Annotated in this window: 26 protein-coding genes, 1 pseudogene and 1 CRISPR repeat array; of the genes and pseudogenes, 13 read left to right on the top strand and 14 right to left on the bottom strand. The window is 71.2% G+C overall.

All coding sequences use genetic code 11. From position 1 onward, the window contains the following. Positions 1–1,168, bottom strand: a 1,168-nt coding sequence (locus BU198_RS23170) for an inositol-3-phosphate synthase (protein ID WP_188298785.1), incomplete at its 3' end; no start/stop codon positions are given. Positions 1,169–1,478: 310 nt separating this feature from the next. Between BU198_RS23170 and BU198_RS23165 the strand changes: the two genes are divergently transcribed. From BU198_RS23165 to BU198_RS23150, 4 genes are all read left to right on the top strand, one after another. Then, positions 1,479–3,626 carry a hypothetical protein gene (locus BU198_RS23165; RefSeq protein ID WP_188298784.1) on the top strand — a complete coding sequence of 716 codons (2,148 nt, stop codon included), beginning with the start codon at positions 1,479–1,481 and terminating at the stop codon, positions 3,624–3,626. Beyond that, positions 3,623–4,669: a ferritin-like protein gene (locus BU198_RS23160; protein WP_188298783.1), complete on the top strand. Its 1,047-nt coding sequence runs from the start codon at positions 3,623–3,625 to the stop codon at positions 4,667–4,669. Before BU198_RS23165 ends, BU198_RS23160 begins: the two co-directional genes overlap by 4 nt. A gap of 161 nt (positions 4,670–4,830) precedes the next feature. Beyond that, positions 4,831–5,421, top strand: a complete 591-nt coding sequence (locus tag BU198_RS23155; protein ID WP_188298782.1) for an isochorismatase family protein — start codon at positions 4,831–4,833, stop codon at positions 5,419–5,421. Positions 5,422–5,730: 309 nt separating this feature from the next. Beyond that, the gene (locus BU198_RS23150; RefSeq protein ID WP_317620275.1) at positions 5,731–6,354 is read left to right on the top strand and encodes an ADP-ribosyltransferase; all 624 of its coding nucleotides are present in this window, start codon (positions 5,731–5,733) and stop codon (positions 6,352–6,354) included. 1,019 nt (positions 6,355–7,373) lie between these two features. On the opposite strand, the gene BU198_RS23145 is transcribed toward BU198_RS23150, so the two are convergent. The 4 genes from BU198_RS23145 to BU198_RS23130 all read right to left on the bottom strand — a co-directional run bounded on the left by BU198_RS23145 (position 7,374) and on the right by BU198_RS23130 (position 11,599). Next, positions 7,374–8,378, bottom strand: a complete 1,005-nt coding sequence (locus tag BU198_RS23145; RefSeq protein ID WP_223244815.1) for a terpene synthase family protein — start codon at positions 8,376–8,378, stop codon at positions 7,374–7,376. Positions 8,379–8,507: 129 nt separating this feature from the next. Next, on the bottom strand, positions 8,508–8,912 hold the full coding sequence (locus BU198_RS23140; protein ID WP_188298779.1) for a hypothetical protein: 405 nt from the start codon (positions 8,910–8,912) through the stop codon (positions 8,508–8,510). Next, on the bottom strand, positions 8,863–9,780 hold the full coding sequence (locus BU198_RS23135; RefSeq protein ID WP_317620274.1) for an IS5 family transposase: 918 nt from the start codon (positions 9,778–9,780) through the stop codon (positions 8,863–8,865). Before BU198_RS23135 ends, BU198_RS23140 begins: the two co-directional genes overlap by 50 nt. 251 nt (positions 9,781–10,031) lie before the next feature. Continuing rightward, positions 10,032–10,548: direct repeats of the CRISPR family, unit length 29 nt; unit sequence CGGCTGACCCCCGCAGGTGCGGGGAGTAC. A gap of 427 nt (positions 10,549–10,975) precedes the next feature. Beyond that, positions 10,976–11,599 (bottom strand): DUF5753 domain-containing protein, encoded by a 624-nt coding sequence (locus BU198_RS23130; RefSeq protein ID WP_188298778.1) that lies wholly within the window; start codon positions 11,597–11,599, stop codon positions 10,976–10,978. 259 nt (positions 11,600–11,858) lie between these two features. Here BU198_RS23130 and BU198_RS23125 point away from each other — a divergent pair, with 259 nt between their 5' ends. From BU198_RS23125 to BU198_RS23100, 6 genes are all read left to right on the top strand, one after another. Then, positions 11,859–12,521, top strand: a complete 663-nt coding sequence (locus tag BU198_RS23125) for a hypothetical protein (RefSeq protein WP_188298777.1) — start codon at positions 11,859–11,861, stop codon at positions 12,519–12,521. Further along, entirely contained in the window at positions 12,518–12,889 is a 372-nt protein-coding gene (locus BU198_RS23120) for a winged helix-turn-helix domain-containing protein (protein WP_188298776.1), read from the top strand. The genes BU198_RS23125 and BU198_RS23120 overlap by 4 nt, the downstream gene beginning before the upstream one ends. A gap of 220 nt (positions 12,890–13,109) precedes the next feature. After that, entirely contained in the window at positions 13,110–13,655 is a 546-nt protein-coding gene (locus tag BU198_RS23115) for a GNAT family N-acetyltransferase (RefSeq protein ID WP_188298775.1), read from the top strand. 246 nt (positions 13,656–13,901) lie between these two features. Next, positions 13,902–14,354 (top strand): chaplin, encoded by a 453-nt coding sequence (locus BU198_RS43895; protein WP_188298774.1) that lies wholly within the window; start codon positions 13,902–13,904, stop codon positions 14,352–14,354. Positions 14,355–14,555: 201 nt separating this feature from the next. After that, the gene (locus BU198_RS23105) at positions 14,556–15,557 is read left to right on the top strand and encodes a GlxA family transcriptional regulator (RefSeq protein ID WP_188298773.1); all 1,002 of its coding nucleotides are present in this window, start codon (positions 14,556–14,558) and stop codon (positions 15,555–15,557) included. 58 nt (positions 15,558–15,615) lie between these two features. Next, entirely contained in the window at positions 15,616–16,368 is a 753-nt protein-coding gene (locus tag BU198_RS23100) for an MBL fold metallo-hydrolase (RefSeq protein ID WP_188298772.1), read from the top strand. A gap of 37 nt (positions 16,369–16,405) precedes the next feature. Here the strand turns inward: BU198_RS23100 and BU198_RS23095 are convergent, their stop codons facing one another. The 3 genes from BU198_RS23095 to BU198_RS23085 all read right to left on the bottom strand — a co-directional run bounded on the left by BU198_RS23095 (position 16,406) and on the right by BU198_RS23085 (position 18,141). Continuing rightward, on the bottom strand, positions 16,406–17,368 hold the full coding sequence (locus tag BU198_RS23095) for a GNAT family N-acetyltransferase (protein ID WP_188298771.1): 963 nt from the start codon (positions 17,366–17,368) through the stop codon (positions 16,406–16,408). Positions 17,369–17,431: 63 nt separating this feature from the next. Next, a complete protein-coding gene (locus tag BU198_RS23090) occupies positions 17,432–17,659 on the bottom strand; it encodes a hypothetical protein (protein WP_188298770.1) in 228 nt (75 codons plus the stop codon). Then, positions 17,656–18,141: an NUDIX domain-containing protein gene (locus BU198_RS23085; RefSeq protein WP_317620273.1), complete on the bottom strand. Its 486-nt coding sequence runs from the start codon at positions 18,139–18,141 to the stop codon at positions 17,656–17,658. Before BU198_RS23085 ends, BU198_RS23090 begins: the two co-directional genes overlap by 4 nt. Positions 18,142–18,361: 220 nt before the next feature. Here BU198_RS23085 and BU198_RS23080 point away from each other — a divergent pair, with 220 nt between their 5' ends. Beyond that, on the top strand, positions 18,362–20,119 hold the full coding sequence (locus BU198_RS23080; protein WP_188298768.1) for a hypothetical protein: 1,758 nt from the start codon (positions 18,362–18,364) through the stop codon (positions 20,117–20,119). 42 nt (positions 20,120–20,161) lie between these two features. Here BU198_RS23080 and BU198_RS23075 read toward each other — a convergent pair whose 3' ends face one another. Both BU198_RS23075 and BU198_RS23070 read right to left on the bottom strand, forming a co-directional pair. Next, a complete protein-coding gene (locus tag BU198_RS23075) occupies positions 20,162–20,749 on the bottom strand; it encodes a DUF4240 domain-containing protein (protein WP_188298767.1) in 588 nt (195 codons plus the stop codon). Between the two features lie 97 nt (positions 20,750–20,846). Further along, complete coding sequence (locus BU198_RS23070) at positions 20,847–21,518, bottom strand: TetR/AcrR family transcriptional regulator (protein ID WP_188298766.1); 672 nt, start codon at positions 21,516–21,518, stop codon at positions 20,847–20,849. A 152-nt stretch (positions 21,519–21,670) separates the two neighbouring features. On the opposite strand from BU198_RS23070, the gene BU198_RS23065 reads away from it, so the two are divergent. Further along, positions 21,671–22,597 carry an NADP-dependent oxidoreductase gene (locus tag BU198_RS23065; protein WP_317620272.1) on the top strand — a complete coding sequence of 309 codons (927 nt, stop codon included), beginning with the start codon at positions 21,671–21,673 and terminating at the stop codon, positions 22,595–22,597. Positions 22,598–22,700: 103 nt separating this feature from the next. On the opposite strand, the gene BU198_RS23060 is transcribed toward BU198_RS23065, so the two are convergent. From BU198_RS23060 to BU198_RS23045, 4 genes are all read right to left on the bottom strand, one after another. Further along, the gene (locus BU198_RS23060) at positions 22,701–23,186 is read right to left on the bottom strand and encodes an NUDIX hydrolase (protein WP_317620271.1); all 486 of its coding nucleotides are present in this window, start codon (positions 23,184–23,186) and stop codon (positions 22,701–22,703) included. Then, positions 23,183–24,538: an NUDIX domain-containing protein gene (locus BU198_RS23055; RefSeq protein WP_188298764.1), complete on the bottom strand. Its 1,356-nt coding sequence runs from the start codon at positions 24,536–24,538 to the stop codon at positions 23,183–23,185. Before BU198_RS23055 ends, BU198_RS23060 begins: the two co-directional genes overlap by 4 nt. A 58-nt stretch (positions 24,539–24,596) precedes the next feature. Continuing rightward, positions 24,597–25,220: a CAP domain-containing protein gene (locus BU198_RS23050; RefSeq protein ID WP_188298763.1), complete on the bottom strand. Its 624-nt coding sequence runs from the start codon at positions 25,218–25,220 to the stop codon at positions 24,597–24,599. Between the two features lie 165 nt (positions 25,221–25,385). Next, on the bottom strand, positions 25,386–25,748 hold the full coding sequence (locus tag BU198_RS23045) for a hypothetical protein (RefSeq protein WP_188298762.1): 363 nt from the start codon (positions 25,746–25,748) through the stop codon (positions 25,386–25,388). Positions 25,749–26,558: 810 nt separating this feature from the next. Between BU198_RS23045 and BU198_RS23040 the strand changes: the two are divergent. Then, positions 26,559–26,753: pseudogene (locus BU198_RS23040) on the top strand (hypothetical protein); the annotation flags it as partial.

The raw sequence follows: 26,753 nt of genomic DNA, 5'->3' as shown, positions 1-26,753 counted from the left end.
GGGCCCGGTACTGGTCGGCGAGGGCGTAACCGCCCGTGCCGACCGGGTCCTTGAAGAAGAAGCCCAGCTCCCCGAGCGGGCCAGGGACGCCCGCCGCGTGCGCGGCGGCGGTGAGCCTGGCCAGGTCCAGCACGAGCGGGGCGGCGAGGGCCGAGTCGCAGCCCTCCCAGGTGAACTGGAGGCTCATCCGGGTGCCGAGGAACCCCTCGAAGGCCACGTGGTCCCAGGCCGTCTTCCAGTCGCCGAGGGCCGGCACGCAGTCGATGTGCACCGCGCCCTCCACCGGATACCCCAGCAGGTGGCCCAGGCCCCGCCGTTTGGACGCCGTCTTGCTGCCGGCCGCGCCGGGATCCGCGAGGGTGGCGCCGTCGCCGCCGCCCAGCAGGTTGGTGCCCGACCAGGCCCGTACGCGCAGCGCGCGCATGGCGAACATCGGGGCCAGCACCGACTGCACCAGCGTCTCGCCGGTCTTGGCGTCGCTGCCCGCGTAGGGCAGGTCGCGGTCGCGGGCCATCGCGTCCAGGGCGGGCAGCCGGGCACCGGTCGAGGGGGTGAAGTCCACGTACGGACAGCCTGCGGCGAACGCCGCGTAGGCGTAGAGCGAACTGGGTGGCAGGACGTCGGCCGAGGTGCGCAGGGCCGCCTCCAGCAGGTCGAGGTCGCCGTGTTCGGGGCGGGCCGGCACCGGGGCCTCGGTGGACGCCACGTTGACGACCACGACCCGGTCGAGTGCCAGCCGCCGCCGGAAGCCCTCGATGTCGTCGGCGAGCGCCCGCGCCGCGACGGCCTGGGGCAGGGCGCTGCGATCGGCGACGGCCTGGGGCAGGCCGCTGCGACCGGCGGCGTAGCCCGGGCGGATCTCCTGGTCGGCGGCGAGGAGCGCCTTCTCCAGCGGTTCGAGCAGCCGCTGCGGCACCACCCCGGCCGCGGCCAGTTCGGCGGCGCGCTCGGGCAGCGGGACGGAGCCGACGTCGTGCCCGCCGAACACCAGGGCGTCGAACGACGGCAGCCGGGCACCGGCGAAGTCCTCGCCGGCGGTGACGCACCCCGTCGGCTCGGCCAGCCCGGCGCCGAGCGCCGCCGCGCCCACCACCGTGGTGGTGGCCACCGAGCCGCGTGCCCCCACCAGCCAGACCCCCGTCCGGGGCCCCGTTCCCGGTTCCGGCATGGCCAGGCTCCTTCCGCCCGTGGATGCGACTGGAAATTCCGCGGGCGGTTATCCGTTCGTCAATCGCCCACGATCCATCTAGGCAGCCCGCGGCCGTTCCGGCCACTCCGGGAACCGGGAATCACCCGAAGGCACCCATGTCCGAATCGAGCGAGCGAGGGGTGACTGACGCCGGGTGAATGCCCTCGGCTATCCGGGTCGGCGCGAGATGTGGATCAGGGTGCAGTGGTACACGCACAGGACTGTCCGGCAACGTCCAGGAGGTACTGTGAGTGTCCTCTCCGTCCCGCGGGTCTTCTTCCGCGGTGAGATGAGCTTCAATCCGGCGACCATGAACAACAACGGCCTGTTTCCGACGTACGACTTCCGGACGGCGGACCTGTACTGGCATTTTCTCAATGTCTACGGGATCACCGCGGAGAATTTCAGGGAGAAGTTTCCGCCCTGGGCGTTCAGCATGCAGGGAAGCAGGCCCGCATCGGGCGAGGACGTGTACGAGCCGCCGTCGGGATGGAACGCCTACGGTGCCAACGACTGGTGGCTCCATGTGCAGCCCCGTCACACGCCCGACGGCAAGGGCGCCGTCACCACGGTGACCGGCGGACAGACCGAGTACGGAGCACTTCCGCCGGCGACGAAGGACCCACTGGTCGGCGCACTGGTCAACCTGGCCGGCGACTCGTTCCCGATCGCCGACCTCACCGCGCAGGAGCAGTTCGGAGACGGTCACTTCCCCCGGGCCGCGCACCACAGTGCCGCGACCATGGCGGACAACAACCCGGATTCGATCTGGAGCACCGCCTTCTTCGTCAATCGGATCCAGATCGGGGACAAGACCGACTCCGAGAAATACTTCTACGGCGACATCGAGGACGATGTCCATTCGTCCGCCCGCTGGAACAACTTCAGCCGCAATCTGAACCTGAAGGACGACGTCTTCCGTGACGGGACCGGTGCCACCGTCATTCAGGCCTGCGTGCGCCGGGAAAACCTCCAGTTCGCCTCCGACGAATCGCCGCTGATGAACGCGGTCAAGCAGGAGATGGAGAACCAGAAGGCCCTCGGGGTCATGGTGCGGTTCTCCGTCTATCTGACCCACTACTTCACCGCGCCAGAATTCGCCACATGCACGACGCAGAAGGAAAGGTTCATCCGGCTGCTCGACCTGTGGAAACAGGACCTCGACGCGGGGAATCCGCCGCGCCGCAATCCCTGCGTCTCCCGGGTGGTCGGCACGATCGGCCTGTGGCACGACCGCGAGTTCGCCACGGTGCCCGGCGGGCGGTTCCTGGCGCCGGAGAACTCGATGCCGCTCGTGGACGCGAAGGGGCATCCCGTGAACGGCCCGGACGGGAAGCAGAGGCAGGCCTGGTTCGGTCCGGCGGTGGCGGAGGTTCACAAGAGCTCCGGTGGAACCCGCTTCGTGAGCCTCGACCTGGAGGCCACGGTCCCGGAGGTCGACGCCGCCGGTGAGAAGGAGACGGCCTTCGGCACGCTGGAGCTCTTCGTCCAGGTGCCCGGCTCCGGCGCCGGTACCACGAAGACCGTGGCGGAGATCAAGCCCGAGGCCTACGACAGGCAGGCCTACGAGGCGACGTCCGGCATCATCGACGTGCCGGTCGACGGCAAGGTCACCGACGCGGACCTGGCCACCGGCACCCTGGGCGTGCGGTGCAAGCCGAACTCCCAGCAGATCACGATGCTGACGGAGAAGGTGCTCACGGCCCAGACCGACAGTCGCTCGAACTACATCGACCAGGGCGGGACGGGAACGGTCGTCATCGAGGTGAGGGACCGTGGCGTGATTCCCACCGGTGCCGTCAAACTGCTTCTCCAGCAGTACGTACCGGATCCGTTGCCACCAGCGCGGAACGCCGATTCCTGGGTGAAGCCGGCCCCGGACGTGCTCACCATCACCCCGGGCACGGTCGTCGACGTGGTCGACGGCCGCGCCGAGATCGCGTTCAAGGCGGCGGCCACCGTCGGCAAGGACCCGCAGCTCCCGGTCATCGCCTTCTTCCCGTACGAGGCTGGGTCACCCCAACCTGCCGTGCCGGACAAGGTGACGTGGGTCGGACCGGGCTGGTCCTTCGCCTCGGCGTTCTACTGTTGCGTGCGGATGCTGCCCTTCGACAACGGGCTCCCCGCGGAATTCGCGAAGGACTGCGAGGCTCACGGCAACAATCAGAAGGCCGCCTGGGACTTCGTCTACAGGAAGATTTTCTACCTGTACGACATGATCTTCCCGGTCATGAAGCACTACGCCGCGCTCGACCTGGGCGACAAGACGGCCGTCGACCGGAACATCGACCAGATCCTGGAACTGTGCGCCACCGACATGGCGAACTCCTCGCTCTACATGCCCGTCACCAGGGACCTGTCCAGCGGAAAGCGCCAGGTCCTGGAGATGTACCGGAACCTGCTCAGGACCGGTAAGCCGCAGGAGGTTGCGAAATGACCTTCGAAGACGACATCAAGAAGCTGCATGAGATGCTGCAGGGAGCCTGCCTGGTCGAGTTCTCCACCATCCCCGCCTACCTGACGGGATGGTGGTCCATCAAGGACCGGCGGAGCACGGCGGCCAAGCTCCTCCGCGAGCTGGTGACCGTCGAGATGCGCCACCTGTCGATCGCTGCGAACGTCCTGATCGCCACCGGCGGAGAACCCGACATCCACGCTGTCGCCGCCCTCGACTATCCCCGCAGTTTCGTTGCCCCCGGCCCCCTGACGATCCACCTGCTGCCCTTCGGGAAGCCCTTCCTGAACATGGGCATGACCATCGAGTCCCCGGGTGACGCCACGCCGTGCGTCCCGAAGGAGGACGCCGAGGTCATGCTGGCGCAGTCGCCCGAGTACGATCCGCAGCCACCCACCCTGATCACCTTCGGTGCGAAAGAGACGATCGGTGAGTTCTACAGGTCCCTCATGAAGCACCTGGACGCCTGCGTCGCACAGTACGGGGAGAACAAGGTGTTCCCGAAGGGCGGGCGCGTCGAGCGTCAGTACGCCTACTTCGGTCAGGACCGCATCACGGTGCAGAGCAGAGACGAAGCGGACGCGCTGATGCAGGACATCATCTGGGAGGGCGAGGGGGACGGCGGAGGAATCCTCGACTCCAACCGCGACCTCTCGCACTTCTTCACCTTCCACGAGCTGAGCGTCGGACGCTTCTACAAGCCGGACGACAAACCGTGCCAGCCGACCGGCGACACCTTCCCCGTCCCGGAGGGCGACGGGGTCGTGGACACCCTCCCCGACCCCAAGGTGGCGGCCTATGCGAAGTACCCGGCCGCCGTCAAGGCTGCCGGGGAGTTCACGGATCTCTACGGGCAGATGATCACCGACCTGGACGCCGGGTTCAAGGGGAACCCGGACCTGGTCGACCGGGCCGTCGGCCGGATGCGCCAGCTCCTGGCCCGGGCCGACGCGGTCCTGGACTGCGAGCTGACGGACAGGCAGAAGTACGCGGCCCCGACCTTCGAACTCCCCGCGAAGAAGTAGCGTCCCGGTGGCCTCCGGGACGGCCCGAGCCGGCCGCCCCGGAGGCCTCGACCATGCTCCGGGCGCGAGCGCCCGGGTGAACATCGGCACCGCGAGGCGCAGTGCACCGTCGGACCGGGCAAGGGTGGGAGACCGAGACTCCCGTGAGAAAGGCCTGTGCCGTGGGGCGTGCACTGATCGTCGTCGACGTGCAGAAGGACTTCTGCGAGGGCGGAGCCGTGCCGGTCGGAGGTGGTGCGGGGCGGGCCCGCGCCATCGCCGATCTCGTCGGGCGCACCGCCGGTGGCGAGTACACCCACGTCGTCGCCACCCGCGACCACCACCTCGACCCGGGCGGCCACTTCTCCGACCACCCGGACTTCAAGGACTCCTTCCCCGTGCACTGCGTGGCCGGCACCGAGGGAGGCGAGTTCCACCCCGACTTCGCCCCCGCCGTCGAGACGAAGGTGGACGAGGTCTTCTACAAGGGCGCGCACTCCGCCTCCAAGAGCGGCTTCGAGGGCTTCACCGCGGACGGCACCGCGCTCGCGGACTGGTTGCGCGCCTGGGAGGTCACCGAGGTGGACGTGGTCGGCATCGCCACCGACCACTGCGTGAAGGCCACCGCGCTCGACGGCGTACGGGCCGACTTCGCCGTCGGGGTGCTGCTCGACTACACCGCGGGTGTGGCCGCCGACACCACCGCCCGGGCCGTCGACGAACTGGGCCGGGCAGGAGTCGAGTTGAGCGGAACGCCGGTCGTCCTCGGGTGACCGTGGGACGGCCGGCGCCATGGCGCGCGTCGACCGGGAGGCCTGAGGGGGTGTCCACCGCAGCGGCGGACACGCCCTCGATCGGGTGAGTTGCGATGGCTGCGGGGCATCGGGCGGCCAGGGTATCGGTCGTGATCGACATCCGAATTCGTACGGCCGCCAGCGCAGTTGCCCTTGCCTGTGCCGTCGTGCTCACCCCCGAGAGCCTGGCCGCCGCAGCTCCCGCCGCCCAGACCGACACCGCCCCCTTCCCGCTGCCTTGACCCCAGTGGGGAGGGGCTGTGAAGCGGCCCCCAGTGCGACGGCCTCATCGTCCGTGAACTCGGCACCGACACCGTCGCCATCGTCCTGGACGGCCGCCGGATCGACTTCGCCGACGAGGCCGAACTGCGCGCCGACGCCTGCGCGGACCGGCCGTCCGTCACCCTGGCCCCCACCACCTTCGAGAGCATCCCGCAGGGCCCGGACCCGCTCTACGCCGCAGTGGACCGCCGGGTGGACGTCCCCCGCATCACCCCCGCCCCGCACTGGCGCAAGAACTGCTACCCGCTCTACCGCTCGGACGGCCGCGACCCGTCCGTCATCTTCGAGCAGGGCTTCGCCCCGAAGGACACCGTCAACGGCCAGTACGACATCACCAGTTACGTCCTGCAGAACCAGCCCTCGCCGTTCGTCAGCACCTCCTACGACTCCGAGCTGTACAAGAAGTGGAAGAAGGTGCCCTGGGACTACTTCATCGACGCCCCCGGCGGGATCGACGTCAACGCCACCATCGGTGACCAGAACCAGTACGCCGACCAGGTGGAGGTCGCGTTCCCCGGCGGCGTGGACCGGCACTTCATCCGCCGGGCCTGCCCGGTCGACCGGGCCACCGCATCCCTGGTCGAGTCCGGCTGCGTGGACAACCCGAACTACCAGCCCTGGCTGCACTGACCCCGGCGGCGCCGGCGTCGCCCCGCTCGTCTCCCGCTGAACGACCCCGCCCCGTTCGGCTTCGGCCGGGGGCGGGGTCGTGCGTCTGCGGTGGCGGCTACCCGAACGGCATCCCCGCAGAGCGGCATACTGCCGGTCCTCCCTTGCTCGTTCAGGCCCAGGCCGAACCGCACTGGGTGCAGCCCCACCGGCCGTCCATGGTCTGGTAGACGGCTGCCGATCCGCAGACCGGGCACGCCATTGCGGCCACGGTCCGGTCGCTTTCCAGCACCGTCCGGGCTGCGGGGAGGTGTGGGTCTGCTCCGGGGTCTCGGGGCGTTCGAGCAGGATTGCGCTCATGACGCACTCTCCTCTGGGCGAGGGGCGGGACGGGGCATCGCCCGGCCGGGGCACTCACCAGGCAACCCGGTCGACGGCCGCCCGGGGGAGGCCTGGACGGGTATCCGCACGCCGTATGCGTGCCCCGCAGGTGGGCGTGGTCCTGTCGGTACGATGGCGACCCCCCGTGCAGTCGGAGGGGGCGTTGTGTCACATCACCGTCGGCTCGGGACGGCCGTCAGGGCCGCCCGGTGCGCACGGCGGATGACGCAGGCTCAGCTTGGCCGGTCCTGCGGGTACGGCGGCGGGAGCATCGATGCTCCCGCCAACGGCGACGGCCGCAGCACGGGCGGACGCGTCGGCCCGGATCGTCAAAGCCCTCTACGGGCCCACGGCACGCGCGCAGTTCACGGGGCCCGGTGCGAGGACCCGAGCGCCGCGCTTCCCGGCCTGCTGGGCGCGGCCCACCACCGCAGGACGCTCGCGGCCCTCCGGTTCACGGAGGCGGTGGCGCCGGAGGAAGTACGCCGTCCTGCCCTGCGGGCGCTGACAGCGGACCTGCTGTACGCGCCCGTGACGGTGGCTGGCGTGCGGGAACTTGCTGCGCGCACGGGCGTGTTGTAGCGGCTCTCAGAGGGTGTTCTGCGGGTTTTCGCCGGAGGTCAGCTTGAGTTGACCTCACGAGGCCGTTGTCGTCGGGGTCAGTTGCGGAGTGCCCCGCAGAAGGCGTAGGCCGCGGACGTGCCCAGACCGCGGGGCTTCCCGACGGTGCCGGCCGTTGCCCTGGCCTGGTCGAAGCGGCTGGTCAGCTCGTGCCACAGGTAAGAGCCCGCCAGCGCCTCCTGCAGAGACTCGACGAACCGTGTGGCCTCGGGCGGTACGACTTCCGAGGACTGGGTCAGGGTGTCGACCCTGGCGGTGAGCAGGCCGTCGACCAGGGCGGTGGCGTCGCGCCGGTTCAGGCTGAGGGCCTGGCGGGCGACCTCCACGCCGTTGTTGCCGACGGTGCCCTCCTCGACCTCCCGGTCGTAGGACACGATGTCGTTGTGCAGGCTGATGGCGTCCACGAACGCGTCGACGGCGGTGCGCAACTCCCTGTGGCGCAGCACGTCCGGGCGTAGCTCGCCCATCGCGTGCTCCATGAGCACGGCGGTGAACTGCAGACCGCCGAAGTCGCGGCGGGCTCCCAGGTATTCGATCAGGTCGGTGACGGCGTGGTCGACGTGTTCGAGTTCCCACAGCACCCCGTCCAGGAAGCGCCGCACGCTGGCGACGAACCGCCTGCGCCACAGCGGGCTCATGGTGGCGGCCGTGCCGGTCCACAGATCGGCGAAGGCCCGCTCGACGGGATTGCCCGGCTCCAGCGGCCGCGGCAGTCCGTCCAGCGGCAGGAACAGCATCAGCCGTTCCACCTGGGCGGCGGCCGACTCGTGGTCGTGGTCGCGGCGGTAGAGCGGCAGGAAGAGGTCGTCGACGAACCACAGGGCCACGTGCCAGTCGGTCACCAGATCCAACTCGCGGGCGTCGGCGTCCGGGTGGGTCAGGGCGATGAACAGCGGGAAGTCGGCCCCGGCGAACTTCTCCTCGCTCCACCGCTGCGGCCACTGCGCGTACTCCTCGTCGAACATGCCCATCTGCCGGGCCCACTGCGCGGCATGGGCGCGGGCCTGGTCGACGTGGGGGTTGAGGCGGGACTTGAACGGCATGTGGAAATGTGATGGTGAAAGTGATCCCATGGTCGGGTCGCTTCCCGTTCCCGGCCCCGGTGATGCCGGATTTCACCCTTAAGAGGATATTCTGCGGCTTTTCGCCGGAGTTCAGCTTGAGTTGACCTCTTAGGCGGCCGGTGCCGGGGTGGTGAGGGTGAACACGCCGGGTTCGGGCTCGGTGAGGATGCCGCGGCCGACCTGGCGTTTCAGCTTGGCACGGGTGTTTTCGGTGTGCCGTGGCTCGGCGGCCAGGCCGATGGCCCGGCAGACCTCCTTGGCGCGGAGTCCTTCTCCTGCTGCCTCGATGACTGCCAGGATCTCGCGGTATCCGGGTGGCAGCGCCTCGGGTGGTCCGGTGCCGTCCTCGGCGGCCAGTTCCAGGATGGTCTCCCGGGTGCTCTGCAGGCGCTTCAAGGTGTTTTCTGCAGCGGCGAGTTCCTCGGTGAGACGGGTGATCTGCTCGCGCAGCTGCTCGGCTGTCTCACAGACGAGCTGCTGCCGGGACTCGATCTTGTCTAGGAATTCCCTCATCGACGCTCCCGCTTGTCACAGGTGCTGGATGCCACGGTGGCGGGTCACGCCAGGTCGGGGTGGTGGTGCGGGTGAGGCGGCGAAGCATCACGTCGGCCATGGACCAGTGGATCACCGCCACCGAGCTGGCCGGCTTCGCCTCGTAGTCCCGCGCGAGCCTGCGGTGGAGCATGAGAGTACCCAGGGTCTGCTCGACCACCCAGCGTTTGGGCTCGGGGGTGAATCCTCGTGCGCCGGGCTCACGCTGGACGATCTCCAGGTCGATGCCGAGGCCGGCGCCGTGCTCGACGACCGCGTTCTTGAACCCGGCGTCCGCCCATGCCTTGGTCACGGTGGGCGCGGCGCGGACGACCTTGTCCAGCAGCGCGATGCCGATCGCGTTGTCGTGGACACTGGCCGCGACCACGACGGCGGCGATGACCAGGCCGAGCACGTCGGTGGCGATGCCCCGCTTGCGGCCCGGGCTCTTCTTGCCCGGATCCAGCCCGGTCGTGTCCTTCGGCGCGTTCGTCGAAGCCCGCACGGTCTGGGAGTCCAGGACGACCGCGGTGGGGCCCTCGTGTCGTTTGCGGCTTTCGCGGACCTGCCATCGCAGCAGGTCGTGGATGGTCTCGGCGGTCCCGTCGTCGCGCCATGTGCCGAAGTAGTAGTACACCGCGCTCTTGGGTGGCAGATCGTGGGGCAGGTAGCGCCACTGGCAGCCGGTACGGGCCTGGTAGAGGATCGCGTTCATGATCTCCCGCATCTCGTACCGGCCCGCATGGCCGCTGACCGAGGGATGCCTGGCCTTCCACGTGGCGAGGACCGGCCGGATCAGCCTCCAGGCCTCATCCGACAGGTCGCTCGGGTACGCGGGACGTTCACCCACACCCATCAGCACACCGCTCCGACTGCCCGCCGTGAAGCACTGGAACCGGACAACTTGCCTTCAAGGACTACGAGAACCACTCAAGACTCGCAGAACACCCTCTCAGCTCGTACCTCGCGGGTCAGACGTTCGGGCGGTGTGCCCGCACTCGACCACCCCCGCAGATGCGGGGAATGCCGATGGAGTTCCTGATGCGGCTCCCGCTGTGGCGGCTGATTTTTGTGGATGCACATCACATCTGCCGACCGGATCGGCTGACCCCCGCAGGTGCGGGGAGTACGTACGGGCCTGACGGCGGCGTGCGGTGGCCGCCGGCTGACCCCCGCAGGTGCGGGGAGTACGTCAGCCGGGACATCCTCCGGCGCCAGCACGACGGCTGACCCCCGCAGGTGCGGGGAGTACGGCCCTGATGGTCTTGCAGGTCACATCCGGAGCGGCTGACCCCCGCAGGTGCGGGGAGTACGTTGTCGTTCACGCCGGCGGCGGCCACTGCGCCGGCTGACCCCCGCAGGTGCGGGGAGTACGGCTTGTACTTCGGGTTGGTCTTCGGGCCGTCCGGCTGACCCCCGCAGGTGCGGGGAGTACTTCGCCGCCGCACCGACCGACGGGCCGCCCTGCGGCTGACCCCCGCAGGTGCGGGGAGTACCGTGCTCGCTCAGGAGTCGGTGGAGGCCTGCCCGGCTGACCCCCGCAGGTGCGGGGAGTACGTTGACTGTCTGTCACGTCAACCGCAGAAATGCGGCTGACCCCCGCAGGTGCGGGGAGTACCCTTCGTGACCTGCGGCGAAGTAGGGGCTTTGCACTTTCTTGACCACTCTGCCGGGTGTGCAAGTGCGGTCTTCGCCGGACCCGTTGTGCACGTTGTCGAGGTGTCAGACCTGCTCGCACATCGTGTCATGATCGGCCTGGCGAGGGCCACTGTTGCTCTGTAGGTCCGCCGATTCGGCCTGCGTGGTGGGAGCGGAACACGGATGGACAGGTTGGCTAGCCGAACCTGACGGTTGCCCGGTCTCGGTGATCGCATCCACGACTGCGGAGGCAACTCTCCCACGATGCGCTGCGCATCCTCACCTCGCGGGGCCCCCGGGGACCGGGCAGCGATCGGGCGGAGGATCTGACGTGGTGATGGGTCGGACGGCCGAGGATCACGCCCCCTGCGTCGGGGGCCTCACCGGGGCCGTTTCCCTCGTCCTGATCAGGTGGCCCGGAGCGCCGAGGTGATGACGGCGCGAGCGTCCTCTCCGTACACCGCGGACTCGCGGAGCCGGTCGAAGGCGCGGTGGAAGAGGTGGACGCGCTCGTCGGTGATCGTCTCGCCTCCCCGGTAGCCCTCGACCTCGACGCGGGCGCCGTCGAAGATCCCGAAGCCGTCGCCGGGGTAGACCGTGAGTCTGGCGCGGGCGGGGATGATGCCGAGGCGGAGACCGGGCCGGGAGGACATCGTCTCCAGGAGGTGTTCGAGCTGGGGGCGCATGACGGCCGGGCCGCCGATGCCGGTGAGCAGGGCCTGTTCGCCGAGGAGGACGTGGTAGGTCCGTCCGTCCTGGCCGATGTACCGGGCACGGGCGACGCGTTCGGCGGCGCCGGCCTCGATGTCGCGCGGGACGGCGTGCAGGTCGACGACCAGGCGCAGGACTTCCTCGGCGTAGGCGCGGGTCTGCAGGCTGCCCCAGACGAGGTCGGGGCTGTAGCCGTGGTAGTGCCGGGTCTGCTCGACGAGCGCGCGGAAGGCGGCCTGGGTGGGGCCGGTGCCCTGCCGGAGCAGGGCGGGCCAGTCGGGGCCGGACGTGGCCGGGCCGGCGGAGACGGGGTCGGGCATGGGGCTCCTCCAGGAAGGGCGGTCGGCGGAGCCGCCGGTCGGCCCGGAGTCGTCAGGCCGAGCCTGCGGCGAGCGTGTCCCAGTATGGCTCTCCGTCGCTCGCACCAGGAGCCCCCGAAAGTCGGTCTGGTGAACGTGCATTGAGGACACACCAGAAGCGTCTCGTTGCCGGGACGCTCCGGGTGGCTCGCCCGTCCTCGTTGAGCTTGCTGCAAACGGATCTCTAGACACAACTGGTTTGTCATGCAAACCTTTCCGCATGACGACTCACTCTGTTCCACCCCCGAGCGACCCCCGCCACCTCCTGGCGATGAAGCGGGCCCTCGTCGACCGGGTCCGCCGTGAGCAGCGCGGTGCCTGGTTCCCCCTCCTCGTCTTCGCCGCCGTGCGGTTGGGCGCGGCGCCGGTGGTCCGCTACGGCCAGGGCGACCACCATCCCGGCGGCCTGCCGCCTGCCATGTGGTACTGGCCGGTGGCGCTGGTGCTCGCCTACGCCGCGATCAGCTGGTTCTACCTGCGTCGTGCCAGGCGACTCGGTCTGGGGACCCGGGTGGGGCCGTACCTGGCGCTGGGTCTGGTCCTGGTCGTGCTCATCACCGTCTACGTGGTGTGGACGGCCAAGAATCCCGGGTTCCTCGGGGACCTCCACGGGCCGTCGCCCTTCGCCCTGTTCTTCAACACGGTGGTGAGCCCGGCCGGCACGATCGGCCTGGCGCTGCTGCTGCTCGCCTGGATCGAGCGGAGCTGGCCGCTCCTCGCCATCACCTGCGGATACCTGGCCGCCATGCTCAGTTCCGGTACCCTCCCCGACCCGTCGCCGTGGGGCTTCCTCCCCGGCCTGCTGCTCGACGGGGGCATCCTGCTGTTCGGCGGAGTCGGGCTCGCACTGCTGCAGCGGGTCCGGGTACGGTCCGCCGCATGAGTGAACATCCCACCAGCAGCCTTGACGACGTCGTGCACCAACGCGTGCGCCTGGGCATCCTCGCGGTGTCCAAGCAAGCCCGGCGGGTGGAGTTCACGTTCCTGCGCGGCACGCTCGGTCTCACCGCCGGCAACCTCTCCCAGCACCTCGCGGTCCTGGAGAAGGCGGGGCTGGTCACGATCGACAAGGGCTACGAGGGCAAACGCGCCCGCACCTGGATCGAGCTCACCAAGGCGGGCAGGAAGGCCCTGAACGACGAGATCGCGGCGCTCAAGACCCTGATCCACCAGCTCGAAGGGCCCGCGGTGCCCGCAGGACGCGACGGGCAAGCCGCCCCCCTTCCCGGGACGACTCCCGCACCGGGCTGAGCTCGCCGGCCACGGCGGACGGTGGCTGACCCCCGCGCGTGCGGGGAGAACGGGTCGGTGAAGTCGATGTACCCGTCGTGGTTCGGCTGACCCCGCGCGTGCGGGAAAGCAGTCCGGTCCGCGCCTTCGCGGTGGCGGTGCTCGTCGGTCGGACGGTGAAACGTGCGGGGAGGACAGTAGCGTGGTCGACCGAAGGCGCGCCAGGGGCGGGAGAAACGGCATGGCAGGTATGGACTCGGGGTTCGCCGTCTACGCGCCGCATCCGGTCGAGCGGCATGCCCCGGTGGCTGTGGTGGTGGCGGAGGCGACCGGGGACGATGTGCCCGTGCTGGCCGTGTTGCAGGCCCGGGCGCGCGGTGGTTCGGCGGGCGAGTGGGCGGACCGCATCCATCGGGCGCGCCGCGGTGAACGCAGCCTCGTGGTCGCGGCGAAGGTGTCCGGTGAAGCCGTCGGGTACGCGAACGTGGCGTTCCTGCCCGAGCATCCGGTGGACCGCGCCCCAGCGGGCTACTACCTGACCGGCGTCACGGTGGATCCTGCCTGGCGGCGTCGCGGTATCGCGAGGCTGCTGACCCGGCGGCGGATGGACTGGGTCTGGGAACGGGACTCGGCGATCCGGTGCTTCGTCTCCGTCAGGAACCCCGCCTCGCTCGACCTGCACCGGGAACTCGGATTCGGTCACGAGAGGACCGGTGCCTCATTCCAGGGCATCGAGTTCGCCGGAGGCGAGGGCCGGCTGCTACGGGCAGACCCGCCGCGATCGTGACGGTGCGGGTGTGTGGACCCCGGAGACGGGTGCCCCGGTAGCCGTAGCATGCACCGTGGCGGCCGGCAGCCCGCGATGAGCCGTGTCCACGGCGGACTGTACGGCGCGTCGTGGGCCGGAAGGATCCCGGGCCTGGTCCGAACGAGCGGCGTAGCTCCTGCGTGACGGCGGACGGTGTCGGCAAGCAGGTGACTCTGCGGCCGGGTCGCGGGGCGTCGGTGAGGACGGTCAGCTACTACTCTCGTCATGACCGACACCAAGAAGTACCTCGTTGCCGCCGGCCTCACGGCCGTGCTGGCTGTCCTGTCCGCGGGCCCGGCCGTCGCCGACGACTGCGAGCCCGGCCACGGCGGACCTGTGGTCGCCCCGCCTGCGGGCACGCTGTGCGTCAACACGGGGGACGCCACGGCCAACGGCGTGGCCGCGGGTTCGCCGGGTGTGCTGTCCGGCAACCTGATCCAGGTCCCCGTCAACCTCCAGGCCAACGTCTGCGGTAACACCATCGACCTCGCCGGTCTGCTCAACCCCGGCGGCGGGGGCGGTAACAACGGCGGCGGGGGCAACAACGGCGGGGGCGGTAACAACGGCGGCGGCGGTGGTAACAACGGTGGCGGGGGCAACAACGGTGGGGGCAACAACGGCGGGGGTGGCGGTAACAACGGCGGCGGTAACAACGGCGGGGGTGGCGGTAACAACTGAGGCGGAAGCAACGGCCCGTAGTGCTGCGGCCGGCACCGCACCGGCGGTGCCGGCCCGTTTCAACGCGACATCCAGGGCCGCCCCCGCTGGTTGACCGCGGTCAGTGGCTTCGTCCTGTTCCACGGCCGGGCGTCACCCGATGTCCGAATCCTGCAGAGTCCTGTCATTGCCGACAGGCCGCTCGCAGGCGAGGGTGGGGGCATGAGCGAGTTTCCATCCCTCCCGCACCTCGTGGTGATCCCGGTCTTCCCCGGGATCAACGCGCTGGACGTGACCGGGCCCGCCGAGGTCCTCGCGCTGGCCGACCGGTTGCTGCCGGCAGGCAGGGCCGGGTACGACGTGCGGCTCCGCGCCGAGCGGATCGGGCTGGTGGAGACGTTCTCCGGGGTTCCCCTGTACGTGGGGGAGACGCTCCGGGAGTCCCCGGTGCGGCCGGACACCGTCCTGGTGCCCGGCCGCGTGGACCTCGGGCCGCACGGTCCGGTGCCGCGGGTGGACGACGCGGTGGTGGCGTGGCTGCGTGAGGCGGGCCCGCAGGCGGGGCGGGTCGCGTCGGTGTGCGCCGGTGCGCACGTCACGGCGGCAGCCGGTCTGCTGGACGGCCACCGGGCGACCACCCACTGGGCCACCGCCGACCGCCTGGCCTCGGACCACCCCGCCGTCGAGGTCGACCCGGACCCGGTCTTCGTCCGGTCCGGCCGGATGTGGACCAGCGCGGGCCTCACCGCGTCGATGGACCTGACCCTCGCCCTGGTCGCCGAGGACCACGGCGACGACCTCGCGCTGGACATCGCCCGGATCATGGTGATGTACCTCCAACGCCCGGGCGGGCAGAGCCAGTTCAGTGTCCCGCTGGCCCACCGCCCCGGCGGCAGGGCGGACCTGCGCAGCCTGCGCCGCTGGATCGCGGACCACCTGGACGCCGACCTGTCGGTGCCCGTGCTGGCCGACCGGCTGGCGATGAGCGAGCGGCACTTCGCCCGGATCTTCCGGGTCGAGACCGGCACGACACCCGGTGCGTACGTCGAGGAGCTGCGGCTGGAGGCGGCGCGCCGGCTCCTCGAACGCACCGACCAGCCGGTGCCCGGCATCGCCCGCGCCTGCGGGTTCGGCTCCGCCGAGACCGTCCACCGCGTCTTCCGCGACCACCTCGGGACCACCCCGGCCGAGTACCGGCGCCGCTTCCGCGTCACCGGTCACTGACCACGTTCACCGACCACGTTCACCCCTTTCACCGACCACCTTCGAGGAGACCCCTGCCGTGCCCATCACCGTCACCCACATCGGCACTGCGACCGCCCTGCTGGAGATCGGCGGCCTGCGCCTGCTGACCGACCCCGTGTTCGACCCCGCGCCCGCCGAGTACCGCCACGACCCGGTCGTGCTGCGCAGCACCGAGGGCCCGGCGATAGCCCACGATCGGCTGCCCGCGGTGGACGCCGTCCTGCTCAGCCACGACGAGCACCCGGACAACCTCGACGTCACCGGCCGCAGCCTGCTGGACGGCCTCCCGGTGCTGACCACCGTCAGCGGCGCCGGCCGCCTCGGCGGCGCGGCCGTCGGCCTGGAGCCGTGGGCCACCCACACCCTCACCGTCGACGGCCGGAGGCTGCGCGTCACCGGCACGCCGGGCCTGCACGGCCCGGTCGGGGACGTGACGGGCTTCGTCGTCGAAGTGCCCGGCGAGGAGGAGGCCGTCTACGTCTCGGGCGACACCGTCCACATCCCCGAGCTCGACGAGGTCGGACGGCGCTTCCGGATCGGCACCGCCCTCCTCCACCTCGGGGCCGCGCGGATCCAGGCCTTCGGCGGCGGCGAACTGATCACCATGGACGCGGCCCAGGCCGCCGCGCTCACCCGCTCGCTCGGCGCGCGCCGGGTCGTCCCCCTGCACTACACGTCGTGGGAGCACTTCACCGAGGGCCGCGAGGAGACGACCGCCCACTTCAGGGAGGCCGGGCTGGCCGAGCGTCTGCACTGGCTCACGCCCGGCGTCGCCGAGACGCTGGCTTAGCTGGCTGCTCCAGCAGGACCCGCACACGCGGTTCGGGTCACTCGCTGCCGAGTGCCTTGCCGTAGACCGCGGAGCTGCTCCGGACCGTCATGCCCACCCGCTGGTACAGGGACAGTGCACCCGTCTCCGAGTGCGTCCAGAGCGTGCACGTCCGGCGGCCCTGGCGGTAGAAGGCCCGGAACGACGCCTGCAACAGCATCCGGGCGATCCCCTGGTTGCGGTGGTCCTTGCGGACCGCGACCCGCTCGACGTATCCCTCGTCGGTGTCCGGGACGTTCAGCGACAGCACGGCGCCGACCAGCTGATCGCCGGCGAACGCCAGCGGGGAGAGCGCCGGTGCGAAGGTGTCCAGCTCGACGGTGTGCCGGGCCCACTCCTCGTAGGGTTTCCGCCGCTTCTGCCACTCGTCGAAGGCGTCTTCGGTGAGCTGGTACGCGGCCCGTTCGTCACCGGGCCGGAAGCAACGCAGGGTGATGCCGGGCGGCGGGGCGGGCACCACGGGTTCGGCCGGCATCCGGATCTCCAGCTGCCACTGGGTGACGAACGGCTCGTACCCGTGCGAGCGCAACAGCTCCACCGCTGCCCGGTCGCTGTCCCAGACCGTCTGGCTGAGCCGTTCACTGCCCGCCTGCCGTGCCCGCGCCTCGGCCCAGTCGAGCAGTGCGCCGCCCAGCCCCCGCCCGTGGTGGTCGGGGTGGACGTCGACCGCACTGCGTCGACCGCCGTGCACCCAGGCGCGGCCGACGAGACGCCCGGTCGCGTCGTACACGAGCAGCGTGTCGACGGCCGGGTCGAGGCCGGGCAGTCCGAGGTCCGCGGCTATGCGGTCGGGTTCGGTCTCGGGACGGCCCAGGAGCTCGCGCTCGCAGGTGGCGACCAACTCGTGGACAGCGCGGGCATCGGCGACGGTCGCCGCCCGCCACCGGTAGGAAGCCGGGAACGACGAGGAAGCCGGAATCGAGGAGGAGGCCGGGAACGGGGAGGAGGACAGATCAGCCATGACAAGACTCTGCGCCAACCGGTCTCGCTCTGTCGACCGTGTTGCCCGACCGCCGGCAGCCGCTCAGTGGAACGGGTGCGGCGGCGGGGGATCCAGGCGGACGAGGTGGCGGTCGGTCGTGCCGTCCGGCCGGTGCACCGTCCGGTAGGCATACGGGACGGTGCTGCCGGGGAAGGTGACGACGCCTTCCTCCACGACGGGTCGTCCGTCGGCGATGGCGCGCAGCCGGGCGTCGGTGTCGTCCGGCAGCCGCGGGGCGGGCGGTCGCCCGTGCCGGCCCACCGCTCTCACCCGCCGATCAGCGTGCGCGGGTCGAAGGGCTCGTCGCCCCAGCCGTAGGTGGAGAAGCCCCGTCCATCCGAGAAGTGGAAGGTGAGGGCGGCGTGGGCGGTCGGGAACATCGGCAGCGGCAGCCGGTCGGCGGGGGACCAGTACACGCCGAGGTGCTTGTCCGGCTCGGTGTTCGTCAGCTCGCCGCGCCAGGTGGTGGCAAGGAAGACGGACAGCAGGAACGGCCCCTGGCCGTCCCAGCCGTCGCGGACCTGGATCGTGTGGACGAGCCGCAGGTCCTCCGGTTCGACGAGCAGCCCGGTCTCCTCCCGCAGTTCGCGGGCGGCGGCCTCATCGAGGCGTTCGCCGACCTCGACCTTGCCGCCGGGGATCGTCCAGGCCGGAGTGGTGCCCCAGCTGTCCGCGGCGTAGTGGATGGTCGCGACCAGGCCCTGGTCCCGGTCGTGGACGATCACGGCTACGGCTTGGCGAAGGCTCTCCACGGTGCTACCTCCAAGACGGTTGGGCGGACGGGGACTTCGGGTGGTCCGTGCGGGGTGGAGCAGCGGGTCGAGGTCGGGGTGAGCGTAGCGGAGGAGCCACGCCTCGCGCTGGTGGCCGGGCTTTCGGCGCAGCGCCGACGCCGCGCGCGCCGGGCCGTAGAATTCGGCGGTCAACGCCGAGGACGTCCGGCCGTTGCGCGCCCCTGGGGAAGGACATCGCATGCAGCACCCTTCGGACTCGCCGGAGACCGCCGAGCCTGAGGACGACGGCCGGCGCAGCACCGCCGACCCGACGACGGTGTCGACCGTCCTGGCGGAGATGCTCCCTGGGGTTGCTGCCGTCTTCGGCGAGGTCCCGGCGGAACTCGGGCCCGATCCGATCGATCTGCGGCTGGTGCCGGCCGCCGACCGCGAACGGATCGCCACGGTGCTCGCCTCGATCGGGAACACGGCGACCGTGGCGGGCAACCTCGGAAACGCGGTCGCCGGGCTGCAGGGGCTCTACCGGCTCAGCGACGCGACCCAGGCCCTGCTGAAGGCCGGCGGAACGCTCGCCGTCAAGGACGGCATGAACCTGGGCACGGTGCTCTCCTCCGGCACTCTCGCCCAGGCCCGCTTCATCCCGGTGACTGCGGCGAGCGCGGCGCAGATGGCGGCCGCGGTCGGACCGGCGCTGGCCATGATCGCCCTTCAGATGCAGCTGGGCGAGATCACCGGACTGGTCAGGACCAACATCGCGCTGACGAGCCAGGTGCTCACCACCATCCGCAAGGAGCAGTGGGCCGAACTGACGGGGCTCGTCACCGCCGTCGACCGCGCGGTCGAGCAGGCACGGGAGGTCGAATCGGTCCCGACCTCCCTGTGGGACAGCCTCGCGGGCAGTGAACCGTTGCTGCTCAAGCAGCTTGAGCTGTACCGGCACAACGTCCGCGACCACGTCGGGCAGATCGACCGGTCCGACCCTCGCCACCACCGTGAGTACCTTCAGACGAACGCCGAGGCCGTTGTCTTCGACGCCAACGCCCTGCTCTCCTCCGTCAAGGCATGGACCGGGTACCAGGCGCTGCGCGCCGCGCGGGCGGCGGCGGCCGGACGTGACGACGCCGACGAGGCGCGGTACGCCGACGTCATCGCGCGCGACACCCGCACGGAGCTCGACTCCGCACTCGCCGAGACGACGGGCCTCGTCGCCGCACTGACCCGGGAGCTGCGCATCACCGCCGCGCTCCCCGGACGCGACACCCTGTCACAGTCGCTGACGGCGAAGCGGAGGGACTCGAAGGCGGCCCGCCAGACCTCCGTCCGTCTGCTGGAGGTGATCGAGCCCCTCGCCGACGCTCTTCGTCCGCCGGCCCCTCCGCTCAAGGCCCCGGGCATCCTCTGCGCACCCGGAACACTGGACCCGGAGCCGTACCTCCGCGTCCTGCGGTGGTCCCTGGAGGACGGGGAGACCCTGCGGGTCCTCGGCTTCCCCGACCAGCTCGACGCCCTCGGGCCGATCTCCGCGATCCTCGGCGGAGCGAAGGCGAAGCTGGCGGCGGCGATGGACAAGGCCGCGGCGAACGCGCTGGTCGCCGTCACGGACCGCCGCGTCATCACGGCCAGGGCCAGCGCTTTCCTCGAACAGGGCGAGATCCGCCAGGACATCCCGATCGACCACGTGCGGTACGTCCGGGCGGCGACCACCCAGGACAGGAGCGCGCACCTGGCGATCGACCTCGTCACGCGCGACGAGAGCATCCGGTGGCTCTTCCGCGCCGGCGTCGACCACATCCACGTGGACGCGCTCGCCGCCGTGCTCGCCGAGTCGATGACGATCCCGGACGCCGAACGCGAGGAGCTTCTGCGGCGGCGCCACGTCCCCGTCGAGCCGGGCAGGACGAGCGGGAGCACCGGCACCGGGGCGATGGAACCGACCGGATCCGGGGCCACGACCCGCGCCGCCGAATCGCACTCGACCGCCATGGTGTCCGAGTAGGCGGTGCCTTCTCCGGATCGGCAGGGTGACCGGGGAACGAGGTCAGTGCCCGACGGGGCCCAGGTACAGGTGCGCCAGCCGCGGTAGGCGCGCGTGCATCTCCGCGTCGTCGTCGAAGTCGAAATCCTCTCCCATCTCCGTCGGTGCGCCGTCCGTCCGCGTGGCGCGGAAGGCGTCGTAGGCAGCGTGGAAGGCGGCGGTGTCCTCGCTGCCGCTGATCCGTCGGTAGGCATGGGAAGCCGTGTAGTTGACCGACTCGTTGAACAGCGCTTCGTCGCTGCACTCGGCAGCGGAGGCGATCACGTCGGGGTGCTCGGCGAGGGCGTCCGGCAATGCGGCTGCCCGTGCGTACCAGTCACGGCCCTGTGCGATGAGGCCTGCCCGGAAGTCCAGGAAGGCGTCGTCCGAGCAGCCGCCTCCGATCAGGTAGGCGGCAGCCCAGACGTCCCATCGGTAGAGGGCCGCGTGGAGTTGTCCGAAGAGCTCCTCGAACTCGAGGACCGTCTGCTCGGAGGTGGCGGCCAGCCGGTCCACCATGGCTGAGGCCAGGGCTTCGCCCGGGTCGTCGGTCGATGGGGAAGCGTCGGCGCGGGCCGCCTCGATGAGGTCCCAGAAGTCGGTGAGGTCCATGCGCGCACTCTGTCATCCGGCTCCGACACCCGGACCGGCCGAGCGCCGACGGTGGCCTCCGGGGAGGGGATGAGGTGCATGCCGGTCCCGTCGGCGGTCACCCCGTTCGGTGCGGTGGCTCGTAGAGGTCGTCCAGGCTGAGCGGCGCGGGCGGGGGCAGGGGTGGGCCGTCCGTCGGCGGGCAGGACTGGAGGAAGTAGGCGAGCAGGCGGCTGGATGCGGCCATGGAGGCCGCCGGGGAGTCGCGCAGGACGCCGTCGTTGGCCAGAAGCAGGAGGGTGACGTCGCTGACGTCGAAGTCGCTGCGCAGCTGGCCGGTGTCCTTCGCGCGCTGTACCAGCAGGGCGAGGGACGCCTCGGCGCGGGCACGCTCACGGCGGACGTCGGGCGCGTCGGGGAACCGGGAGAGGAACGCGGCGCTGAACCCGCGGTCCTGGGCCTGCATCAGGCACACCTTGGTCAGGACGGTGCGCAGTCCCCGCCAGGGATCGTCGTCCTGAAGGGCCTCGTCGAGGGCCGCGACGCACTGGCCGAGCTGTTCGGAGAACGCGGCGGCGATCAGCGAGTCGCGGGTCGGGAAGTGTCGGTAGAGGGTGGCGGCACCCACGCCCGCTCTGCGGGCGATCGCGCTGGAGGGCACGTCGGTGCCGTTGAGGGTGTACGCCTCGCGGGCGGCCCGGAGGAGCCGGGCGCGGTTGTTCCGGGCGTCGGCCCGCTGCCCCGGGGCAGGGGTGCCGGCGGAGCGGTTCCGAGACGGTTGAGCAGGCATGTCTCTCACTTAAGCACAAGTGGAAGGGGCCGACCGTTTGCCCGGTTAGCGTGACCAGGTGCCACGGTGCCCCGTGGCCGGCCCTGTGTCGCGGGGGCGAGCAGCTGCGCGCTCCCCTGCCGAACGACATGTCATGTGTACGGAGGTCGTCCGTGTTTGCTGTCCGGTACCACCGCTACGGCGGTTCCGAGGTCCTCCGCGTCGAGGAGGTGGAAGAGCCGCACGCCGGGCCGGGGCAGGTGCGCATCGCGGTGCGTGCCACCGGCGTCACCCCTGCCGACTGGTACTTGCGCTCGGGGATGCTGCGGTCCATCGCCACCGTGGACTTTCCCCACATCCCCGGCATGGATGCCGCCGGGATCGTCGACGAGGTGGGAGAGGGGGTGACCGGCACCGCCGTGGGGGACGCGGTCTTCGGCCTGGTGCCCTTCGCGGACCAGGGAGGCGCGGCGGCCCAGTACGCCGTGCTGGAGGCATGGGCGGGCAAGCCCCGCTCGTGGTCCTTCGAGGAGGCGGGGGGCGCCGCGGGCAACATCGACACGGCCACGCGCGTCCTGGAGGCCCTGGAAGCCGTCGAGGGCATGACCCTGTTGATCGACGGCGCCGCCGGAGGCGTCGGCACCATCACCGCGCAACTCGCCCGGGCCCGCGGCCTCACCGTGATCGGCACCGCGAGCGAGGGCAACCACGGCTTCCTCGATCGGCTCGGCGTCCTGCCGGTCACCTACGGGGCGGGGCTGGCCGATCGCCTCGCCCCCCTGGCTCCGCACGGTGTCGACGTGGTCCTGGACGCGGCGGGGAAGGGCTCCCTCGCCGAACTGGTGGCCATCGCCGGCGACCCGCGCCGCGTGGTGACCATCGCCGACTTCGATGCCGGTCGACACGGAGTGCGGTTCTCCCGCTCCGAACCGGGACGGTCGCCGGGCTGGGCGGGACTGCCGCTGGCGGCCGCCCTCGCCGACCGCGGCAGCCTCACCGTCCCGCTGCACGCCGTGTTCCCGCTGCGGGAGGCGGCCACGGCTCATGACGTCAGCGCCACCGGCCACGCGCGCGGCAAGATCGTCATCACCGTGCCCTGAGCGAGGGCCGGCGCCGGCGCTTCGGCCGCTGCCTTGGAGTCGTCCCGGACGGCTCGGAGAATCTCCGCCCTCGGGGACGCCCACTTCGCCGGGCGGGGCGTGGTCAGCTGGGCCAGCCGACGGTGGAGAGCCGGGTGCCGTCAGCGATCCGGTGGAGGGCGTGCGCGGTGTAGGGGACGGTGTCGGCCGGCAGCCGGTCGAGCGGCCACCAGCGCAGCTCCTCGCACTTGTGCGGTTCGGCGTTGCGCAGCCGTCCGGTGTAGTGGGTGGGGCGGAAGAAGAGCTGGAGGCGGCTGCGGTCGGTGTCGAGGTGGTGCAGTGTGTGGAGGAGTTCGAGGTGGTCCTCGGCGATGGTGATGCCGAGTTCCTCCTCGGCTTCGCGCGTCATGCTGCGGGTGACGCGCTCGCCGGGTTCCATGTGGCCGGCGGGGAGGTGCCACAGGCCGTCGGCGTAGCGGGTGTTGCGTCGCCGGCCGAGCAGTACCGTGCCGTTGTCCGTCAGGACGAGGTGGACCCCGACGACGAGCATCAGGGAGTCCGCGCAGGGCGCGGTGTCCGACGGGTGGCCGGGGTCGCTGGGCCGGGTCACCGGGTGCTCCCGGCGGCGAGCAGCGGCAGGTAGTGGTGCATGTAGGGCGGGACCTTGAGGTCGAGCACCTCGTCCAACGGGACCATGCGTACGGCCAGGCCCTCGTCGCCGAGCCGCAGGTCGCGCTCCGGGCCGTCCCGGACGGCGTGCAGCACGCGGACGAGCGGGGAGACGTGGTGGTGCTGCGGGCCGGGGACGAGCCGCGCCCGGGTGATGGTGATCCCGGCCTCTTCGCGGACCTCGCGGGCCGCGGTCTCCTCGGGGGTCTCGTCGGCCTCGCGCCACCCGCCGATCGGGGCCCAGTAGCCGGGCCAGGCGATGCCGGGCCTGTCGTCGCGGTGGTGCATCAGCAGCCGTCCGGCAAGGTCGGTGACGAGGACCATGACGCCCTCGAAGTCGTCGGCGGGGCCTGGCTGTTCGAGGTAGAAGGCGGTGTCGGCGCGGTGGGCGCGCAGGATCCGGAGGAGCTGCCGGTAGCGGTCCGGGTTCAGGTGGGCGTGCCAGTCGTGGGCGGTCTCGAAGCGCCACTCGGTGTGCTCGGCCGGGTCGAGGCGGATCCGTGACTGCTGTTCGGGTGTGAGGACGCCGCCGTCGAAGACGTGGCCGCAGGCGGGGACGGGCTGCCCGGTGCCGGCCTGTTCGTGGACGACGGCGACCAGGCGCCGGCGGGTGATGACATGGGGGTTCTCGGTGGCGAGGTCGAGGCCCAGTTCCTCCTGGGTCTCGCGCAGGGCGGTGGTGAACGGGGTCTCGCCGTGCTCGACGTTGCCGCCGGGAAAGTTCCACACGCCGGGGTCGATGGCCGAGCGCAACCCGAGGACGCGGCCCTGCGGGTCGCGGACCAGGAAGCAGCCGTACGCGCTGGGCCTGGCGATGCTGGTGAGGTAGCCGCCGGCCGGCCGCCAGCCGGGGAGGGCGAGGCGGCCGGTGAGCCAGTCGATCACCGTGCGCTGCCCTTCGCCGGTCGGCGGCAGGCGGCCGGGTTCAGCCCACCGGTGGCCGTCGTGGTCGGCGGAGAGGGTGATGGGGGTGCCGTCCCTGACGACCGTGGTGAAGACGAACTGGCGTACGCGCAGCCCGCGTTGGCTGGTGAAGTCCAGGTGTCGCGCGTACTCCAGCGGCAGGCCGGTGAGCCCGGTCTCTTCGGCCAGCTCCCGGGCCGCTCCGGCCTCCACCGTCTCGCCGTCGTCCCGGCCGCCGCCCGGGTACTCCCACAGCCCGGGCAGGACGTCGTGCACGGCCCGGCGGATCATCAGGACCCGGCCGGAGGCGTCGCGGACCACGACGCCGACGCCGATCCGCTCGACGCCCTCGCGGAAGGCCAGGTCGGTCAGCACCGTGAAGTCGATCACCGGGGGACTCCTCGCTCTGTCGGGCGGACCCGTGCGGGTGGTGAACACGGCCGGGCCGCTACGCGGGCCTCCCGTGTCCGGTGGCCGACAGCGGGGGCAGGACGTTCTCCGCGTACTGGCCCCTGACGTTCCCCTGCGGGGTGAAGTCGCAGACGACGTACGTGTCGTACCAGTACCACTCGCCGTCGTGGTGCCAGTCGGCCGCCCTGGCGCAGCCGACCTTCGTCGTGGACTTCCACACCAGCATGGTGAAGTTGCCGGTCTCCCTGCCGTCGGTCGAGTGGCCGGGGTCGGCGTAGTCGTAGCTGCGGTGTTCGCTGTACCACCTGGCCACCGCGTCCCCGCAGGTGTGCGGGGCCTGGTCGGGGTTCTTGAGCTCGGAGCCGACGGAACCCGAGTAGAGCGTCTCGCCGTACCCGAGGGGCAGGCCGGTGTGCTGGTTCAGCTGTCCGTCGGGGCCCTGCTGCTGCACCCGCCGCCTCGCGACGTCCACGGCGCTCTGGTCGGTGGTCAGGGCGGGGGCGCCGTGTGCGGCCCGCGCGGTGTTGAGGGCGGTCAGGCAGTCCTGCTGGAACGCGGCGTCGGTCCTGTCGGGGATCGACGGGCCGGCCGCCGCGGACTGTGCCGCCATCATCGTGACCACGGCCGCCGCCACGGCGGCCTTTCGGATGCGGTGTCCCATCGCGTGCTCCTCGCTCGTTCGCTGATCAAGGAACTCAACGCGGCACGGGTGAGGAGGACACGGCAGGGAGCCGCCGGACGTCGCTGGGGGAGCACGTTCGACGATCTGGGTCCGCAGGCCGGTGAGGCCCGCGGGCTTCGCGGGCTTGCGGACCCAGGCAGTGCGTCAGTTGCCGCCAGGACCGACCGTCTTCTTCTTCTGGAACGGCGCGGCCGCCTGTCCGAGGTCGGCGTCGATCTTGTACCGGTCGGAGGAGACATGCTCGCCGAGGGCCACCAGGCGGAACTCGGTGCCGTTGAAGAAGTAGAAGAGCGTGACGCTCGTGACGCCGGCCTTGCCGGCGCTGGCGTGGAGCACCTGGACGTCGCCGCCGTCGACGGTGTGCTTCCCGCTGTCCTTGCCCTTGCCGTCGTAGGCGGCGTTGAGCGCCTGGCTCAGGTTGGTGAGCCGGGTGCCCTCGACATAGGTCTTGAGGTCCGTCTGTGCGGCCTGCTGGTTGGCGTAGGTCTTCAGGGTCACGGTGGCCATGTGTCGACTCCTTGCGGTGTGGGATCTCGAAGGTGGAGGTGCCGTCGTCGCTCTGCTGGAGGGCGCCGGGTGACTACGGCGGCGGGCGGCCGGCGTCGGAAAGGCGGCGGGCAGGCCGGCGACTTCCAGGGCCGTGCCGGTGAGTACCTCGTACGCACCCGACCTGGCTTGCAGGGCCGGCGCGTACGAGGAGTGGTCGAGTCGATTCCCTGAGTGATGAGAACACAAAGGGAACCCGAGCGACATGCGGTCGGTGGCGTTACGGTCGGAATCCGCCATTCTGTGGAGGCGGCGCACCTTCGGCCGCCTCCGGAGTCCGGGGACGCCAGGCCGGCGCCGCCGCCGTCAGCGGTTCAGCCGCCCGGGTGCGGTGTACGGGATCACCGCGCCTCGTACGGGTGACGAAGGAGGGTGTCGTCGCCGTGCGGGTCGTCGCTGACCAGCGCCGTGCCGAGCGCCGCAGGTGGGAGCCGACGAGCCGCCCGTTGAACGGACTCCGGCCGTCGGTCGGGATCGCGCCGTGGCGCCTGGCCGAGGATCGTCCTGTTCGGGGCGGACGCGTGTTCGTCCGTGAGTGGCCGGAGTTGAGGCGGGCGGACGGATCCGTCGGAGAGCCGACCTCAGGTTCCGGCCGCTTACGGACGGCCGGGGGTTTCCGGGGCAGGGCGGGCCGGGTAGTCGTCCAGCCGATCGGCCGGCTCCGCTGCCGCCGCCGATCAACGCGGGTGCGCCCGCCTTTGATCGTGTGTAGATCGACCGCTGTCAGGGTGTCGGTTCGTCCTGTCGACCGACCTCTTACGGAGCGATTCCATGGCCAACCCGGTCGTGCCCAGCCCCCGTCACGCCACCCGCACCGCCACCCGCACCGCCTGCCTCGCCGCTGCCGCGGTCGCGTCCGTCCTCGCGCTCAGCGCCTGTGGACCCGACTCCGTGGACGGCGGCAAGGCCGCGAACACCGCGGCGGCCTCCGCGGCTCCGGCCGCGCCCTCCGCCCCGGCCACCGGT

The sequence above is a fragment of the Streptomyces sp. CBMA156 genome, assembly GCF_014596515.1.
Taxonomy (GTDB): Bacteria; Actinomycetota; Actinomycetes; order Streptomycetales; family Streptomycetaceae; genus Kitasatospora.
This window is presented reverse-complemented; position numbering and strand designations above follow the sequence as displayed.